General features: G+C 66.7%; 14 protein-coding genes. 4 read left to right on the top strand and 10 right to left on the bottom strand.

Annotated features, from left to right (window positions below; genetic code table 11):
• Positions 1 to 424 precede the first annotated feature (424 nt).
• The 6 genes from R9B84_RS27755 to uxuA form a co-directional block, all read right to left on the bottom strand.
• Positions 425 to 868, bottom strand: coding sequence for a DUF934 domain-containing protein (locus tag R9B84_RS27755; protein WP_423763184.1), 444 nt, complete (start codon positions 866 to 868; stop codon positions 425 to 427).
• On the bottom strand, positions 865 to 2,649 hold the full coding sequence (locus tag R9B84_RS27750; RefSeq protein WP_423763183.1) for a nitrite/sulfite reductase: 1,785 nt from the start codon (positions 2,647 to 2,649) through the stop codon (positions 865 to 867). The genes R9B84_RS27755 and R9B84_RS27750 overlap by 4 nt, the downstream gene beginning before the upstream one ends.
• Positions 2,650 to 2,853: 204 nt before the next feature.
• Complete coding sequence (locus R9B84_RS27745; protein WP_423763182.1) at positions 2,854 to 3,249, bottom strand: hypothetical protein; 396 nt, start codon at positions 3,247 to 3,249, stop codon at positions 2,854 to 2,856.
• Between the two features lie 108 nt (positions 3,250 to 3,357).
• Positions 3,358 to 4,791 carry a PLP-dependent aminotransferase family protein gene (locus R9B84_RS27740; protein WP_423763181.1) on the bottom strand — a complete coding sequence of 478 codons (1,434 nt, stop codon included), beginning with the start codon at positions 4,789 to 4,791 and terminating at the stop codon, positions 3,358 to 3,360.
• Between the two features lie 137 nt (positions 4,792 to 4,928).
• Positions 4,929 to 6,239, bottom strand: a complete 1,311-nt coding sequence (locus tag R9B84_RS27735; RefSeq protein ID WP_423763180.1) for an MFS transporter — start codon at positions 6,237 to 6,239, stop codon at positions 4,929 to 4,931.
• A 70-nt stretch (positions 6,240 to 6,309) separates the two neighbouring features.
• Positions 6,310 to 7,371, bottom strand: a complete 1,062-nt coding sequence (gene uxuA / locus R9B84_RS27730; RefSeq protein ID WP_423763179.1) for a mannonate dehydratase — start codon at positions 7,369 to 7,371, stop codon at positions 6,310 to 6,312.
• A gap of 267 nt (positions 7,372 to 7,638) precedes the next feature.
• On the opposite strand from uxuA, the gene R9B84_RS27725 reads away from it, so the two are divergent.
• From R9B84_RS27725 to R9B84_RS27715, 3 genes are all read left to right on the top strand, one after another.
• Positions 7,639 to 8,361: a FadR/GntR family transcriptional regulator gene (locus tag R9B84_RS27725; protein ID WP_423763178.1), complete on the top strand. Its 723-nt coding sequence runs from the start codon at positions 7,639 to 7,641 to the stop codon at positions 8,359 to 8,361.
• Between the two features lie 322 nt (positions 8,362 to 8,683).
• On the top strand, positions 8,684 to 9,814 hold the full coding sequence (locus R9B84_RS27720; RefSeq protein ID WP_423763177.1) for an extracellular solute-binding protein: 1,131 nt from the start codon (positions 8,684 to 8,686) through the stop codon (positions 9,812 to 9,814).
• Positions 9,811 to 11,592 (top strand): diguanylate cyclase domain-containing protein, encoded by a 1,782-nt coding sequence (locus R9B84_RS27715; protein WP_423763176.1) that lies wholly within the window; start codon positions 9,811 to 9,813, stop codon positions 11,590 to 11,592. Before R9B84_RS27720 ends, R9B84_RS27715 begins: the two co-directional genes overlap by 4 nt.
• 97 nt (positions 11,593 to 11,689) lie before the next feature.
• Here R9B84_RS27715 and R9B84_RS27710 read toward each other — a convergent pair whose 3' ends face one another.
• The 3 genes from R9B84_RS27710 to R9B84_RS27700 all read right to left on the bottom strand — a co-directional run bounded on the left by R9B84_RS27710 (position 11,690) and on the right by R9B84_RS27700 (position 13,871).
• On the bottom strand, positions 11,690 to 11,989 hold the full coding sequence (locus tag R9B84_RS27710; protein ID WP_423763175.1) for a DUF4148 domain-containing protein: 300 nt from the start codon (positions 11,987 to 11,989) through the stop codon (positions 11,690 to 11,692).
• 285 nt (positions 11,990 to 12,274) lie between these two features.
• Positions 12,275 to 12,532: a hypothetical protein gene (locus R9B84_RS27705; RefSeq protein WP_006478949.1), complete on the bottom strand. Its 258-nt coding sequence runs from the start codon at positions 12,530 to 12,532 to the stop codon at positions 12,275 to 12,277.
• A gap of 52 nt (positions 12,533 to 12,584) precedes the next feature.
• Positions 12,585 to 13,871, bottom strand: a complete 1,287-nt coding sequence (locus tag R9B84_RS27700) for a D-serine ammonia-lyase (protein WP_423763503.1) — start codon at positions 13,869 to 13,871, stop codon at positions 12,585 to 12,587.
• A gap of 142 nt (positions 13,872 to 14,013) precedes the next feature.
• Between R9B84_RS27700 and R9B84_RS27695 the strand changes: the two genes are divergently transcribed.
• Positions 14,014 to 14,970 carry a LysR substrate-binding domain-containing protein gene (locus R9B84_RS27695; RefSeq protein ID WP_423763502.1) on the top strand — a complete coding sequence of 319 codons (957 nt, stop codon included), beginning with the start codon at positions 14,014 to 14,016 and terminating at the stop codon, positions 14,968 to 14,970.
• Positions 14,971 to 15,378: 408 nt separating this feature from the next.
• Here R9B84_RS27695 and R9B84_RS27690 read toward each other — a convergent pair whose 3' ends face one another.
• Entirely contained in the window at positions 15,379 to 16,227 is an 849-nt protein-coding gene (locus R9B84_RS27690; protein WP_423763174.1) for a sulfite exporter TauE/SafE family protein, read from the bottom strand.
• Between the last annotated feature and the right edge of the window lie 494 nt (positions 16,228 to 16,721).

Below are 16,721 nucleotides of genomic sequence, written 5' to 3'. Positions count from 1 at the left end.
GGGTCAGCGCGGAGGGGCAAGGAGATGCTTCGACGCGCGCACGGGGGGAATGGCGGCTTCGCATGCCGACGCGCGCGATGCGTCCACGAACGGAGCGATTGCGGTGGTGTTTGTTACGCCGCAAGACGATGACTTGTCCATGGCGAGTCCCCAGGTTGAAATTTATTTGTATAACTTAATTATTGTGTGGAATCTTCACGCGATTCATGTGTCCCGATATGAATCGAACAGAATGTGCCGCGCATTTGATCTGTAGAGTCAAGCTAGGTTATACGTTGAAAATGTCAAGCAATGACCGAATCAAATGCGCGGTTTCGCTGATGTTGCCAGATAGTGCGAGGGTTGGCATGAGGAATGCAGATTGAATGATCCTATGAATGACTTCCCCATCGTGGCGAATGTGGCCGTGCGCTTGCGAATCAAGTCAATCGTCTGACGTTATCTCGCGCGGCGATGCCGGCGCTTCCGTTCTCGCATCGCGCTGATAGAAGCCCGGAAACCGGTCGAGCTGCCGCCGCGCGGCCGCGATATCCGTGTCGTCGCCGAGCACCGCGCTCGAAAACCCCGTGCGCTCCATCAGCAGCAACTGGTCGATCAGCACGTCGCCGGTCGCGCGCAAGTCACCGGCGAAGCCGAAACGCTTGCGCAGCAGGTACGCCTGGCTGTACGCGCGTCCGTCGGTGAACGACGGGAACTGCAGGTCGATGCGTGCGGCCTGTGCGATCCGCGCGGCAAGCGGGGGCAGTTCCTCGTCGTTGCCGATCGTCAGCGTCGAATCGTCGTGCTGCTGCGCGTCACTCGCGTGTTCGGCCGGTGTCAGCAGCCGGATGCGTGCGTTCATGCTTGCGTTGTCGCTGGCTGGCTTCATGCGTGCTCCGCCTGATGGCGCGCGTCGTTCGCGGCGGCCTTGAAGGGGGCCGCGCCGATGCGGCGCACCGTGTCGATGAATCGTTCGCTGCGGCCGTTCGCATCGATCCGCGCGTCGAGATACGCGTTGACGATCGCGTCGACGACATCGACGATCTCGTCCGCCGAGAACGACGGGCCGATCACCTTGCCCGGCCGCGCGGGGCCGCTCGCGGTCGAGCCGTCCGACCCGCCGAGCGTCACCTGGTACCACTCCGCGCCGTCCTTGTCGACGCCGAGGATGCCGAGGTGGCCGCTGTGATGGTGGCCGCACGAGTTGATGCAGCCGCTGATGTGCAGGTCGATGTCGCCGACGTCGTGCAGCAGGTCGAGATCCTGGAAGCGCTCGGCGATCGCGTCGGCGATCGGGATCGAGCGCGCGTTCGCGAGCGCGCAGAAGTCGCCGCCCGGGCACGCGATCATGTCCGTCAGCAGCCCGACGTTCGCGCTGGCGAGACCGATTGCGCGTGCGTTTTCCCACAGCACGAACAGGTCGTCGACGTGTACCCACGGCAGCACGACGTTCTGCGTATGCGTGACGCGCGCCTCGCCGGCCGAGAAGCGGTCGGCGAGATCGGCGAGCGCGTCGAGCTGGTCCGGCGACGCGTCGCCGGGTGCCTGCAGGCGGCGCTTGAACGACAGCGTGACGATGCGCAGCGCCGGGTTGCGATGATCGGCGACATTGCGTGCGAGCCAGCGCGCGAATGCCGGATGACGGGCCGCCTGCGCGGATACGCGCGCATTCGCATCGTGCAGGTCGAGCGTGCGCGGCTCGAGCCGCGGCGGGACGAACGATGCGGCGACGCGATCGAATTCGGCCTGCGGAATCGTGTGCGGGCCGCCGTCATGGTCGACGATCTGGCGGAACTCCTCCTCGACGTCGTCGATATAGCGTTGCCCCTCGGTCTTGACGAGGATCTTGATCCGCGCCTTGTACTTGTTGTCGCGCCGCCCGTAGCGGTTGTACACGCGGACGATCGCCTCGATGTAGTTCATCACATGCCGCCACGGCAGGAACGCGCGCAGCAGCGTCGCGATCATCGGCGTGCGGCCCATTCCGCCGCCGACGCTCACGCGAAAGCCGAGCTCGCCCGCGTCGTCGCGCACGAGCTTCAGCCCGACGTCGTGCCAGTCGGTCGCCGCGCGGTCTTCGACCGCGCCGGTGATCGCGATCTTGAACTTGCGCGGCAGGAACGCGAATTCGGGGTGCAGCGTCGTCCACTGGCGCATCACTTCGGCGAACGGGCGCGGATCGGCGATCTCGTCCGGCGCGACGCCCGCGCGCTCGTCGCACGAGATATTGCGGATGCAGTTGCCGCTCGTCTGGATGCCGTGCATGTCGACGGTCGCGAGCAGGTCCATCACGTCGGCCGCCTTCGCGAGCGGAATCCAGTTGAACTGCACGTTGGTGCGCGTCGTGAAGTGCGCGCTGCGGGTCGGCAGGCGCAACGTGCCGAGCAGCGCCTGCGCGTCGCTCGCGGCGCGGTACGTGGCGTCGTCGGGCACGTCGTAGTCGCGCGCGATCCGCGCAAGCACGCGAAGCTGCGCGCTCGACAGCTCGCCGTACGGCACGGCGACGCGCAGCATCGGCGCGTGGCGTTGCACATACCAGCCGTTCTGCAGGCGCAGCGGCCGGAACGCGTCTTCGCTCAGCGTGCCGTGCTGCCAGCGTTCGAGCTGGTCGCGAAACTGGGCGGCGCGGCTGTGCACGAGCGCCCGGTCGAAATCGGTATATCGATACATGACGTGATACGCGAGAGGAGCCGCGGCGCGGCATGCGCACGGCTCGGAGGGGCGTTGCGACGGATGTCGGGCAACGGAAGACAGCGTAGGGAACGCGGTGCGGCGGGACAAGCAGCAGATCGGGACGAAAAGGGCGCAGCAGATGGCGGACGCGGCGCCGCGCGGGCCGGGCATGCGTGGATGCCCGTGGCCGGTTGAGGTGTCTTATGCGTCGGCGTCGACGACGAGCGCCGGATCGAGCGCGCGGATGCGCTGGTCGATGAAGTAGCCGCCGCCTTCCTGATAGCGCAGGAACAGGCGGCCGCACGAGCGGCAGCGGCTCACGTTGCAGCGGTTGTACGGGAAATGACGCAGCGCGATCGGCGCGTCGTCCGACGCGTAGCGCGTCCCCGCCGGATGATATTCCGCATAGGTCGGCTCCGCATCGCCGGGCGGCGCGAGCGTGGCCACTTCAGTCAGTTGCGTGTCCTGCAGCGACAGCGGCAGGCTCGTCCATCCGGCGAGCGAGGTCTTCGTGCACGTGCACGGCTGCGTGACGTGTGCTGCTTCGGCCGTCAGTTTCAACAGCGCGTCGCGATCGAGGTAGGGCAGTTGGCTCATGGGAAATCTTGAAAAAGCGGCGAGACCGGCAATGTAACCCGCGCGCGGATTGGCTGCATGGTGGTGGCCCGTGCGCTGGCGGCGCGCATCGCATGCATTGCGCGCGCTTCAACCGCCCTTGCGAACCGACGGCTGCGCGACCAGTTCGCCGAGCACACGGATCGCGCGCTCGATGTCGCGGCTCCACGGATGGCCGAAGTTCACGCGCACGCAGCGCTCGAAGCCGTGCGCGGCCGAAAACAGCGGCCCCGGCGCGAAGCTGATCCCGCGCGCGATCGCCTGGCGATGCAGTTCCATCGCGTCGATCGCGTCGGGGAACGCGAGCCACAGGAAATACCCGCCTTCGGGCCGCACCCACTCGACGCCGGCCGGCAGCCAGCGCCGCAGCGCGTCGTCCATCCGGTCGAGCTGCGTGTGCAGCGCGCCGCGCAGCTTGCGCAGATGGCGATCGTAACCGCCGTGCTCGAGATAGTTCGCGATGCCGACCTGCGCGGGAATGCTCGCCGACAGCGTCGTCATCAGCTTGAGCCGCTGCACCTTCTCCGCGAACCGGCCGGCGGCGGCCCAGCCGATCCGGTAGCCGGGGGCGAGCGTCTTTGAGAACGAGCTGCAGTGCATCACGAGGCCATGCCGGTCGAACGCGCGCGCGGGCAGCGGATAGTCGGGGCCGAAATGCAGCTCGCCGTAGACGTCGTCCTCGATCAGCGGCACTTCGCGCGCCGCGAGCATGTCGACGAGCGCGCGCTTTTTTTCGGCGGACAGCGTGACGCCGGTCGGATTCTGGAAATTGGTCATGAACCAGCACGCGCGGATGTCGTGCCGGTCGAGCGCGTTCGCGAGCGCATCGAGATCGAGGCCCGTGCGCGGATCGACGGGAATCTCGACCGCGCGCAGGTCGAGCCGCTCGATCGCCTGCAGCGCCGCATAGAAGCCGGGCGCCTCGACGGCGACGACGTCGCCGGGCCGCGTGACGGCCATCAGGCACAGGTTCAGCGCTTCGAGCGCGCCGTTCGTGACGACGATCTCGTCGATCGGCTGCGACACGCCCGTCGCGAGATAGCGCCGCGCGATCTGCTGGCGCAGCGCCTCGTTGCCGGGCGGCAGGTCGACGACCGTGCTCCACGGGCTGACGAGCCGCGTGGCCTGCGCGAGCGACTTCGCGAGGCGCGGCAGCGGAAACAGTTGCGGCGCCGGGAACGCGGAACCGAGCGGCACGATGCCGGGCTGCGTGGCGGCGTCGAGGACGGAGAACACGAGGCTGCTGATGTCCACCTTGCGCGATGCGCCGGCACGACTCGCGCGGCGCTTCGCGGCCGGGCCGGCTTCCGGTGTCGCGCCCGGCGCGACGTAATAGCCCGAGCGTTCGCGCGCGCGGATCAGCCCCCACTGTTCGAGCAGGTAGTACGCGCGAAACACCGTCGACTGGCTCACGCCATGCTGCGCGATGATCTGTCGCAGCGACGGCAGGCGCGTGCCGACCGCGAGGTTGCCGTTGCGGATGTCGTCGGCGATCGTGTGGGCGAGGGTTTCGTAGCGTTTCATCGGCGTGGGCGGGGCGCGTCGCCACCGCGCGTGGGCCGGACTGGCGCCGCGCCGGCGGGCGCGGGTCATTGTCCGATGCGCGGCCCGAAAAGGAAAGCGCGGGCGGTGCGGCGAAAGTGCCGCGCCGTCCCGATGCGTCAGGCCGCGGTCGGTTCCGCGTTTCGCCCGTTCGCGCCGCTGCGCAGCGGCGGCAACGGCTCGACCTTGCCGACGATGAACAGGTACGACAGCGCACCGACGACGCACAGCGCGCCGGCCACCGCGAGCGGCACGACGAACGAACCCTTCGTGATCGACAGCATCACGCCCGTGAACGTCGTGATGAAGATCCCCGCGAGATTGCCCGCGAAGTTCTGGATGCCGCCGATCGATGCGACGTGTGCGGGCGTCGGCGCGATTTCGCCGACGAGCGTCCACACGTTGGCGCCGGCGAACGACAGGCTCGCGTACGCGAGGGCGAACAGCCCGAGGCACGCCCACGTGTTCTCGACGAACGCGGACAGCGCGATCGACGACGACAGCAGCATCCCGAGCACGAGGCAGGTCTTGCGTGCGGCGGTCGCGCTCCAGCCGCGCCGGAACAGGCTGTCCGACACGTAGCCGCCGAGCCAGCCGCCGGGAATCGCGAGCAGGGCGGGCAACATGCCCCACGTGCCGAGCGACGCGAGCGAGAAGCCGCGCGACTGCAGCAGGTAGCTCGGGAACCACGTGATGAAGAAGTAGATCGCGAAGTTCAGGCAGAACAGGCCGATCATCATGCCCCACACGGTGCGGTAGCGGAACAGGTCGAGCCACGACACCTTCGAGCCATCGGTTGCGGCCGCAACGACCGGTGCGGCACGCTGCGCGAGCAGCGCGTCGACGGCATCCGGCGCGATTGCGCGATAGCGTTCCGGGTCGCGATAGACGAACCACCACGCCAACGCCCATACGATGCCGATGCCGCCCGTGATCACGAACGACCCGCGCCAACCGACGATCGAGATCAGCCACGCGACCAGCGGCAGCGACAGCGCGGAGCCGACGCGCGAGCCGCTGTCGAAGATGCTGCTCGCGAGCCCGCGTTCGCTGCGCGGGAACCAGTTGAACGCGACCTTCGCGAACGACGGGATCGCGGCCGCTTCGCCGACGCCGAGCATCAGCCGCACGCCGACCAGTTGCGCGAGGCCGCGCGCGGCGCCCGTCGCGACGGTGAACACCGACCACCAGCCGACGGCCAGCGCGAGGCTCACGCGCACGCCGACCTTGTCGATGAACCAGCCGGCCGGCAGCTGCAGGAACGCGTAGGTCCAGAAGAACGCGCTCAGCACGAGCCCCATGCCGACCGCGTCGAGGCCGAGCTCGGCGCGGATGCTGGGGGCGGCGATCGCGAGGTTCGCGCGGTCGATGAAGTTGATGACGTTGGCCAGGAAGCACATCAGGATCATGGCCCATCGGATGCGTGGCATGCGTAGTCTCCGCGCGGAATGTCGTGACGGGCGGCCGGCGATCCGCTGCGCCGGCCGCCTCGATGGGCGTTTATTGCGACGCTTGCGGCGCGCGGTCGAACTTCGCCAGCGCTTCCCACAGGCCGTTCAGGTAGACCGCGCCGAGCGCGCGGTCGTAGAGGCCATAGCCGGGCTTGCCTGTCTCGCCCCAGATCATCCGGCCGTGGTCGGGGCGCACGTAGCCAGTGAAGCCGGTGTCGTGGTACGCCTTCACGATCGCGGCGATGTCGAGCGAACCGCAGCTCGACAGGTGCGCGGTTTCCTCGAAATCGCCGTTCGCATCGACCTTCACGTTGCGGATGTGCGCGAAATGGATGCGGCCCATCGCGCCGAACTCGCGCACGAGCGCTTCGACATCGTTCTGCGGGCCCGCGCCGAGCGAGCCCGAGCACAGCGTCAGCCCGTTCGCGGGCGTGTCGACGATACGCACGATCCGTGCGAGATCGTCGCGGTCCTTCACGATGCGCGGCAGCCCGAAGATCGGGCGCGGCGGATCGTCGGGGTGGATCGCCATCTTCACGCCGGCGTCCTCGGCCGCGGGGATGATCGCCTTCAGGAAGTATTCGAGGTTCGTCCACAGCGCGTTTTCGTCGACGTCGCGATAGTCGGCGAGCAGCGCCTGCAGTTGTTCGGGCCGGTAGCTCGAATCCCAGCCGGGCAGCGCGATGCCGTCGTTCGGATCAATCCGGTCGACCGATTCGGTACTGAACGCGAGGCAGGTCGAACCGTCGTCGAGCGTCTTCGACAATTCGGTGCGCGTCCAGTCGAACACGGGCATGAAGTTGTAGCAGATGACGCGGATGCCGGCCGCGCCGAGATGGCGGATCGTCTGCCGATAGTTGTCGATCAGGCGGTCGCGGCCCGGCTTGCCGAGCTTGATGTCCTCGTGGACGGGCACCGACTCGACGACTTCGAACTGCAGGCCGGCGCGTTCGATCGTTGCCTTCAGCGCGTCGATCTTGTGCGCGGGCCAGACGTCGCCCACTGGTTCGTCGTAGATCGCGGACACGATATGCGTGACGCCCGGGATCTGGCGAATGTATTGCAGCGAGACCGGATCGGACTCGCCGTACCAACGGAAAGACATCTTCACTGGAGCGGCTCCTGGCTGGCGGTTCATGCATCGGGCGACCGGGCGGCGCGTGCCGGCCCGTCGTCGGTGTGCGGATTATGATTGGTATGCCAGTTGTGCGGGATAGTGGTTTACCAGTTATCCGGATAAGGATCAGCGGGAATGACGCTTCCGAGAGCGTTCGGCTAGATTGGCTGACAGGCCGAACCGGATGCTGGCCAGAATTGGTGTACCATTTTGGCGATCCGGCGCCGCGACGGTGCCGGCCAGCTTGTTGCGAGCCTTTCGATGACCGATCTTTCCAGCCTGCCCGCCAGCCGCGACACCGATGCCGCGGACCGCTCCTATATCGGCCTTGCGCGGCAGATTCACGCGATGGTGGCCGCCGGCGCGTTCGAAGCCGGCGGGCGGCTGCCGTCGGAGCGCAGCCTGGCCGACCAGTTCGGCGTAAGCCGCACGCAGGTGCGCGAGGCGATCATCGCGCTTGAAGTGCAGGGGATCGTCGAGGTGCGGATCGGTTCGGGCATCTACGTGTCGGCGGCCGATGCCGCGCGGCCGGTGACGTTCGAGGTGCCGCGCGGCCCGGGGCCGATCGAGACGCTGCGCGCGCGCGGGCTGATCGAGGCGGAAGTCGCGGCGCTCGCGGCGACCGAGCGCAAGGATGCCGATCTAGATCGCCTGTTTTTCTCGTTGACGACGATGCGCGAGCAGATGGACGACAAGGCCGCGTACGACGCGGCCGATCGCCAGTTCCACCTGCGGATCGCGGAGTCGGCCGGCAACACGGTGCTGCTGCACATGGTCACCGCGATGTGGGACTGCGCGCGCAGCGATCCGCTGTGGGACAAGATCGAGGAGCACTTTCACTCGACCGCGCTGCGCGAGGCATCGCAGGAGGATCACCAGCGGATCTTCGCGGCGATCATGGCGCGCGATGCGGGAGGCGCGCGCGACGCGATGCGCTCGCACCTGTCGCGCGTGATCGCGGAGTTCACGCAGGCATGGCGCTGATGGTTGTTCCAGAGGACAGGGGCGGACCGGCGTAATCGGTGTCGACGTCAGAAGGCACGCGTGCGACGCATGCGGTGCGTCGTCATCGCAATCGTCATTGGAATGCGAACCGGCCAACGTCCGGCAATTCACTTTCTCCTGATCATTCTTCGCGCGGCTTGCCGCGTTCCTGCACTCGCATCGTATTCGGATCGATGCTGTGCCGGACACGTGGCCGTCTGCATGCGCGACGCCTGCCGCGTGCGGCTATTTCCAATTGCGCGTCAATCTTTTTTATGGTTTCGTTACGCGATATCGCATCGACTCGAAAAAGGATAGTCGAATGCAGCCGGGCGATTCATACGGGGTCCGATTGATCAGGGGAATCGGTGTGCGTGCGCGCGCACGCGGCGCCGTTCGCAAGCTGTTCGTCATATTGATACTGGGCTTGCTTGCGCCCGACCTGTTGGCGTTCGCCGACTCTCCCGAAACCGTCAACGACAACGTGCTGCGCGTGCTGGCTTGGCCCGGTTATGCGGACCGCGACGTCGTCAGCGCATTCGAGGCGCAGTTTCATGTGCGTGTCGAAGTGACGTTCGTCGATTCCGACGAAGCGCTGTGGGCGCGGATGCACAGCGCGGCGCCGCCGCCGTACGACTTGCTGGCCGCGAACACGGCCGAGATCCAGCGCTACGCGCACGAACGTCTGCTCGCGCCGATCGACCTGGCGCGCATCCCGAACCGGCGGCGGCAGTTGCCGAACTTCCAGCAGCTCGCGACGATCGGCGGGCTCGTGCAGGACGGCGCGACCTATGCGATCCCGTTCACATATTCGTCGATGGGGCTGATCTACGACCGCAAGCAGGTTCCGTCCGCGCCGCGCTCGATGCGCGAGCTGTGGAATCCGCGCTATCGCGGCAAGGTGCTCGACTTCAACAGCGCGCAGCACAATTTCTCGTTCACCGCGCTGGCGCTCGGTTATCCCGATCCGTTTCGCCTGTCGCCCGCGCAGACGCTCGACGTCGCGCACAAGCTGATCGACCTGCGCCGCAACCTGCTGACGTACTACACGCTGCCTGAAGAGGCGACCGCGCTGTTCGTCCAGCATCGCGCGGCGCTGATGTTCGGCAACTACGGCACGCAGCAGGTCGAGCTGCTGCGTCGCGCCGGCGCGGACGTCGGCTACGTGATCCCGGACGAAGGCGCGCTTGCATGGCTCGATTGCTGGGCCGTCACGCGCGGCGCGCAACATCCCGAACTTGCATTCGCGTGGATCAACTACATGCTCGAACCGGCGATCGGCGCGTTGCTGACCGAGCGCCAGGGGCTCGCGAACACGCTCGAGCCGCCGCCCGGGCTCGATACCGGGCACCAGCATCTCGTTTGGCTGCAGCCCGTCGAGGACATCGCGCGGCGCGAATCGCTGTGGGGCCGCATCGTGTCGGGCGACCGGCCGGAGCAATTCGAAAAATGATCCGGCTCGGACTCACGTCGAAGCTGTCGGTGCTGTTCGCATGCATCGGCGTGATCGCGTCCGGCACGACCGGCTATTACACGTATCGCGCGAACCGCACGATGCTGGTGCAGGAAGCGCAGCACAGCCTGCTGATGTCGACTCAACTGCTCGGGCAGCGCTTCACGACCGCGCTGTCCGACGTCGCCGACGATGCGCTCGTGCTCGCGCAGTTGCCGTCGTCCCCGCTCGTCGCGGGCAGCGACAATCCGGACAGCGCGCGACGCAAGCGGCTCGAGCAGGTGTATTACAGCTTCATGAGAAATCATCCGGAATACCTGCAGATTCGCCTGATCGCGAGCGGGCAATTCGGGCTCGAACGCATTCGCGTCGATCGCGACGCGCGCGGCATCGTCGTGATGCCGGAAAGCGTGTTCCAGGAAAAAGGACAGTTTTCCTACGTATTCGATACGCTCGCGACGGCGCCCGGCCATATCTACCTGTCGCCGATCGCGATCAACCACGAGACGGGTTCGCACGCGGCCGAAGGGCTGCCGATCCTGCGCGTGGGCACGCCGGTCATCGACGCGTCGGCCCGGACGGTCGGCGCGCTCGTTGTCGACGTCGAGCTGTCGCGCGTGTTCGACCGGCTCGAACGCGATCTGCCGGAAGACTATGCGGTGTATCTCGCGAACGAGTGGGGCGATTTCCTCGTGCATCCCGATCCAACGCAGGCGTTCGGGTTCGATCGCGGCCGGCGCGTGCTGATGCAGGACCGCTTTGCCGTCACGCGCGAGCTGTTCGACAGTGCGCGCACGAACGTGATGCTCAATGGCCTTGAGCATCCCGACGAGGCACCGGGGCAGATGTTCGCGTTCGCGCGCACGCCGTTCGGGCACGACGAGGGCAACCGTTTCGTCGTGCTCGGGATGGCGCGTCCGCTTGCGGACGTGCTGGCGCCGGCCAGCATGCTCGGCGAACGGATCGTCCGGATGGTGCTCGTGTCGAGCCTGCTGGCGGTGATTCTCGCGATCCTGTTCGCGCGTGCGATCACGCGGCCGCTGCAGACGCTCGCGCGCGCCGCGACGCACGTGTTCGACGATCCGGCCGCCGAACGGCTGCCGGTCGGACGCGCCGACGAGATCGGCGTGCTCGCGCGCTGTTTCGACAGCATGCGTGTCGAGATCCGCACGCAGGTCGCGATGCTGCGCGCGAAGCAGCTCGAACTCACGCACCTCGCCGGCCACGATCCGTTGACCGCGCTGCCGAACCGCCTGCTGTTCATGGAGCATCTCGATGCCGCGATCCGGCATGCGGCGGCGGTGCGCGAAGGGCTGGCCGTGATGTTCGTCGATCTCGACCGCTTCAAGCAGATCAACGACCAGCACGGGCATTCGGCCGGCGACCGCACGCTCGTCGCGGTCGCGAAGCGGTTGAGCCTCGTGCTGCGCAACGGCGACATGGTCGCGCGGCTCGGCGGCGACGAATTCATCGTGCTGATTTCGGACGTGCGGTCACCGGAGGTGATCGACGATGTCGCGTCGCGCATCCAGATCGTGATGGCCGAGGAACTGGAGTTCGGCGACCGGCGTGTGGCCGTCGGGGCGAGCATCGGCGTCAGCGAGTTTCCGGCCGACGGCGCATCGGCCGAGGAACTGCTCGTCAAGTCCGACGCGGCGATGTACGCGGCGAAGGCGTCCGCGCAGTGTCCGTGCGTGCGCTATCAGGACCTGGTCGGCGGCGCCGCCGCGCCGGACGAGGCGGGCGCTGGCCGCGTCGCATCGGGCGGCAGCCGGTGACGGCCGGCCGGTAGAACACGCGATGCAAACGCAACGAGCCCGTCGCGGACGGGCTCGTTGCAGGTGCGGACTGCGCGCGGGGCGCGCGGCGGCAGGCTTAGTGACCGAAGTAGACCGAGTCGCGCGGGCTTTGCACCTTGGCGGCCGGTGCGCCACCCTGGACGGTCGCGGCCGGTTGCGCACCGTAGCCGGAATTGTCGGCGGCGTGCACGCGGGCTTGCGCGGCCTGGATGCCGGCCGGGTAGTACGGGCTCGACTGGCTCGGCTTGTAGCCGGCGTTTTCGAGCTGGACCAGTTCGTTGCGTACCTGGGCGCGGGTCACGGTGCTTTGGGCGAATGCGCCGAACGAGGCGGACAGGGCAACAGCGGCAACGACTGCGGAAACGAGCGATTTCATGATGACCTCCGATGTTTGTGTTGGCTTTCCGCGTTCGACACCATGTCGTAAGCGGTTGATTACATCGTAGGCGTCGGTCGATTTAGGGTAAACGTGGATTTCGATGAAAGATCGTTGTCGCTGGGGTAATAATCCCGGGACACATGCCTTCTGTCCCCATTCGGTATTGCCGGATTTGCAAGAGCGCGGTGGTGCGGGCGGGTGTCGCGCACGGGCGGATGCCCGGTGGCGACGGGGGAGACGGCGGGTGTGGAGATGGCGCGGGCGGGCCGCGGTGCGGCCGGATCAGACGCCGTCGTCGTCGATTTCCTTGCGTTCGCGGCGTTCCTCGTTGCCGCGGCGCGCGCGCAGGCGCTGGCGCGACAGGACGGCGATCACCTGCTGGGTCGGCGCGCCGGACGGCAGTTCGTTGCGGATGCGATCGGGCACCATCGGCAGGCCCGCACGCTGCCGGCGCAGCGCCTTTGCGATTGCCCGGCGGCATTCGTCCCCGTGGCAATCCCATTCATCGCGGATTCTCTGGCAATAACGGCATTGTTCCATCGGGACAGTCTAACGCGTCTTCGGGAACCGGGCAGGGCGCGGGGCGAACGCGTCACGCGCCGGGCGCGGCACCGGCGAGCGCTTGCGCATGCGACTGGAAGCGGCGGTGCTCTTCCGGCGGAACGAGCGAGCCGCCCGTCGCCCAGATGACGTGCGTCGACCGGCGCAGGTCGATCGCGTGGCGACGCACGTAATCGCGGCCGGCGGACGACCGCGTCAACCAGCCGGGCCCGCCGACGGCAGCGGCGGCCGACGGCTCCAGTTCGACGCCGGTAGCGCGCCGGACAGCCAGCAGTTGCGCGTAGAGTTGCTCGTCGCTGACGGTGAAGACGCCCGACAACTGCGATGCCATCAGCGGACTGACGAGATGCGATGCCTGCGCGACCGCCAGGCCGTCGGCCTCGGTCCGGTTGTCGAGCCCCACGTCGTAGACGGACACCGGCGTGTCGACCCCGGCGGCAAGTTGGACCAGCAGGCATGGCGAAGCAACGGGCTCGGCGAAAAAGCAATGCGCGTGCTGGCCGAACAGCGCGGCGAGGCCATAGGCGATGCCGCCCGGCGCACCGCCGACCCCGCACGGGATATGGACGAAGAGCGGATGCGCCGCGTCCACGATGCGGCCCGACGCGGCGAGTTGCGCGGCGAGATGGCGGGCGCTCGCGGCATAGCCCAGGAACAGCATCAGCGAGCCTTCGTCGTCGACGAAATGGCAACGCGGGTGATTACGCGCCTGCGATCGTCCGGCCGCGACGGCTTGCGCATAGTCGCCGTCGTGCTCGACGACGCGAACGCCGCGTTTTCTCAGGCGCTCCTTCTTCCATAATTTCGCGTCGGTCGACATGTGAACGACCGACTCGAACCCCAGCGCGGCGGCCATCACCCCGATGCTCAAGCCGAGATTGCCGGTGCTGCCGACGATGACGGTGTGCGTGGCAAACAGCGCGCGTGCGGCGGCCGACGCGAGGATCCGCCGGTCGCCCGCGGGTTCGAGCAACCCGTGTTCGATCGCGATCGACTCCGCGAGCGCCAGCACTTCATGAAAGCCGCCGCGCGCCTTGATCGAACCGGCGATCGGCAGTGCGTCATCGCGTTTGATGAACCAGGCGCCGTGCTCGTCGGCCGGGTGCGACAACGCGCGCTGCAAGTCGTCCGCCGGCATCAACGGCGACTCGATTTTCCCCGCGGTTGCCGCGAGCTCGGGAAACAGTTCGGCCATCAACGGCTCGCATCGCGCCAGCCTCGTTTCTGCCATTGCAATGGCGTCGAACGATGGTGCGTCCTGCGGCAACGGGCTGCCGGCATGAGGATTCAGCCACAGCAATGGGCGACGGGATTGCAGTTCGGCTAATAGGTCGGCGGGTAGGAGCGTGGTGGTCACGGATCGGCCTCGGCATCGTTCAAAAGAATAGTGACGGGCAATGCTACGATTCCGGCGGACGGCGCGAAAGCGCCGATTTCTAATGGAAGCATTAGCTTGGCTTATATCGATGCGACTGGACGGTTCGATTCTCGGTGCGTTGCTCTGCTTTGAAACAGCAGGCCGACTGCTGAGCTTCACGAAGACGGCACAGGCGTTCAACCTGACGCAAAGCGCCGTGAGCCAGCAGATCCGGCACCTGGAGGACCGGCTCGGCTATCCGCTGTTCGTGCGTCAGGCACGCGGGCTGAAGTTGACGGAGAAAGGCGCGATCCTGCTCGGGACGATGTCGGGCGCGTTCGGCGACATCAATCGCACGCTTCAGGCGCTCGAGATGCCGAACGCGCCGCTGCAGGTGAGTTGTCTGCCGTCGCTTGCACTGCAATGGCTGATGCCGCGCCTGTCCGAGTTTCACCGGCAACAGCCGAACGTGTCGGTTCGCGTGAAAGCCGAGTTCCAGTTGCTGGACCGGCAGGCGATGGAGACGGACGACATCGATGTGGCGGTGCGCTATGACCCGGTGCAATACAGCCGGCTGCATGCCGACGCGATCCTCGACGAAACCCTGTTTCCGGTCGCGACGCCTGCGTATCTGGCGCAGCATCCATCGTTCGCCAGCGGGGAGTCGCTCGACGGCGTCGTGTTGCTGCACGACGCCGCGCCGTGGGTCGGCGCGCCCGAGTTCGTGGAGTGGCGCACGTGGCTGGAGGCGGTCCGTCCGGCGTGGATCGCGCATCTGGACGGTCCGCAGTTCAATTTCTCCAGCCTTGCGATCACGGCCGCGTTGAACCACCAGGGCGTGGCGATGGGCCGCGCAGCGCTGGTGCATGACGAAATCGTGAGCGGACGGCTGGTCGACGTGTTCGGCAGGCACGTGCGCGCGCCGGCGCGCTACGTGCTGCTGTCGCGCAATCCCGACGATCCGCGGACCGCGGCCTTTTCCGAATGGCTCAAGGCCGAGTGTGCGCGCTTCGACGAAGCGCGGTCGCAATGGCGTTCGAGCGGGACTGGATGCCGGTGACCGATGTTGCCGCGATTGCGCGGCGCTTTCGTCGCGGAAGATTCGATGACGGCCGGTTGAATGGGACTGCGAAGCAATCGGGTGACAAGTGTGGCCTGAAACTACAATTTCCCATCGTTCTCCATACGAATTCCTTGCGGATGAACGGAGCGGGAGCGGCTTACCTGAGCGACCAGATTCCCCAGATGGCGATCAACAGACCAAGGCCGAATCCGCAGCCAAGCAACACATAGGTTTCCATTTCGTGCCTTTGAAAACGGGGCAGCGCCGACGTCGGCATCAGCGTGCGAGCAGCAAAGTCGGTAACGTGTCGTCCGCGCTGTCGGGCGGAGCGATACGCCGGGTCCGCGAATACTACGCTTTGCAGCTTTCAGAACGCATGCGCGATCGACGGCGGCGAGCCGAACGTCATGGCTTGCCCGCGTGCGCGTTGTCGACGTGCGTGACCGGCGATCCGCCATGCCTGAACACGCCCGATTTCCAGATCATCTGCGATGCCGCGGCGAGCACGAACAGCAGGACGACCATCCGGAAGATTCTCGGCGACATCTTGTCCCGCAGCGGGCGGACCAGCCACATGCCGGCAATGGCCGGCAGGCTGGCCGCGGCCGAGATGGCCAGGTCGGCGCCGCTGGCATGCGCGGCGCCGCTGAACGTCGTGATCAGCGTGACGATCGACACCACGAGGATGATCGCGATCTGCTTCGTGAATACGCGTCCGGTCGCGCCGGACGAAATAAGGTAGGTGGCGAGCAGCGGGCCCGGAACCGATGCGATGCTCTCCATCAGCGCCGCGCCGAACCCGAGCGCGAACCCGACGGGCTTCTGCCACGCGTCCGGCAGGTTGAGCTTCGGCGCGGCGAGCATCAGCGTCGCGGCAACGATCAGCAGTGCGCCCGATGTCGCCTGCGCGTGCGCCGGATTGAGGGAGAGCAGGATCGCCACGCCGACGATATTGCCGATGACGGTGCCCGCGATCGGCGCGGCGATCTTACGGGCCGTTGCCAGCACCTGGCCGCCTTCCAGCGCCTGCGGAATGTTGCCGAGGATGATCGGCATCGACAGCAAGAGCACCGCATGCCGGATCGGCAGGAACTGGCTGAGTATCGGCATCGCGATCAGCGGTACGCCGATGCCCGTGATCCCCTTGGCCATGCCGCCCAGCAGCAGCGCGACGGCGATGCCGGCCAGATCGAACGCGGTCAGCCCCTGCAGGCTGGAAACCAGCACACCTTCAGTCAGATTGAAATGAATCATTGGGCGCAGGTCGAGACATAAGAGGTGGCGGACGCGGGCACCGGCTGCCGGCGCGTGTGGCTCTGCACGCTTTTGTTTGGTTTTGGGTTACGCCGGTCACACGTTGGCATCGCAGGTTTGTCGACGGCCGCCGGATCATTCGCCCCTGGGGCGGATCGAAAAGCACGAGCTGCGCGTTGACGCAGTTGAACAGGGGATACTCGGCCGTTGGCCGGAAGCACGCTCACTCGACGTCGAAGTTCGAGGCTGCATCTTACCTGAGCGATGCGCAAAGCCGGCCTCGCGACTTCATGGCGGGCCCCTTTTGTAGATCGAGACTTGATTTTGCCGCGGCGAGGGGGCGTCACCGAACCGCGAACATGTCGTGATACGTTGAAGACGGAGCGACCACGCAAACGAATAACGACATGTTCATTCTCGCCGTTTGCAACGGCGACGACGGAATCGCATGGTGTTTTTCCAGGTAAAGTAAATGAGTTAAATATGCATGCCGC

This window comes from Burkholderia sp. NLJ2 (assembly GCF_049487195.1).
Classification (GTDB): domain Bacteria; phylum Pseudomonadota; class Gammaproteobacteria; order Burkholderiales; family Burkholderiaceae; genus Burkholderia; species Burkholderia pyrrocinia.
Note: the sequence above shows the minus strand (reverse complement) of the source record. Positions and strands in the feature narration are given on the sequence as shown.

Bases quoted from the DNA above. Each gene is read 5' to 3' on its own strand.
- R9B84_RS27735 (WP_423763180.1), bottom strand. From the start codon at position 6,239: ATGCCACGCATCCGATGGGCCATGATCCTGATGTGCTTCCTGGCCAAC.
- R9B84_RS27690 (WP_423763174.1), bottom strand. From the start codon at position 16,227: ATGATTCATTTCAATCTGACTGAAGGTGTGCTGGTTTCCAGCCTGCAG.
- R9B84_RS27745 (WP_423763182.1), bottom strand. From the start codon at position 3,249: ATGAGCCAACTGCCCTACCTCGATCGCGACGCGCTGTTGAAACTGACG.
- R9B84_RS27710 (WP_423763175.1), bottom strand. From the start codon at position 11,989: ATGAAATCGCTCGTTTCCGCAGTCGTTGCCGCTGTTGCCCTGTCCGCC.
- R9B84_RS27750 (WP_423763183.1), bottom strand. From the start codon at position 2,649: ATGTATCGATATACCGATTTCGACCGGGCGCTCGTGCACAGCCGCGCC.
- R9B84_RS27715 (WP_423763176.1), top strand. From the start codon at position 9,811: ATGATCCGGCTCGGACTCACGTCGAAGCTGTCGGTGCTGTTCGCATGC.
- R9B84_RS27740 (WP_423763181.1), bottom strand. From the start codon at position 4,791: ATGAAACGCTACGAAACCCTCGCCCACACGATCGCCGACGACATCCGC.
- R9B84_RS27725 (WP_423763178.1), top strand. From the start codon at position 7,639: ATGACCGATCTTTCCAGCCTGCCCGCCAGCCGCGACACCGATGCCGCG.
- R9B84_RS27755 (WP_423763184.1), bottom strand. From the start codon at position 868: ATGAAGCCAGCCAGCGACAACGCAAGCATGAACGCACGCATCCGGCTG.
- R9B84_RS27705 (WP_006478949.1), bottom strand. From the start codon at position 12,532: ATGGAACAATGCCGTTATTGCCAGAGAATCCGCGATGAATGGGATTGC.
- R9B84_RS27720 (WP_423763177.1), top strand. From the start codon at position 8,684: ATGCAGCCGGGCGATTCATACGGGGTCCGATTGATCAGGGGAATCGGT.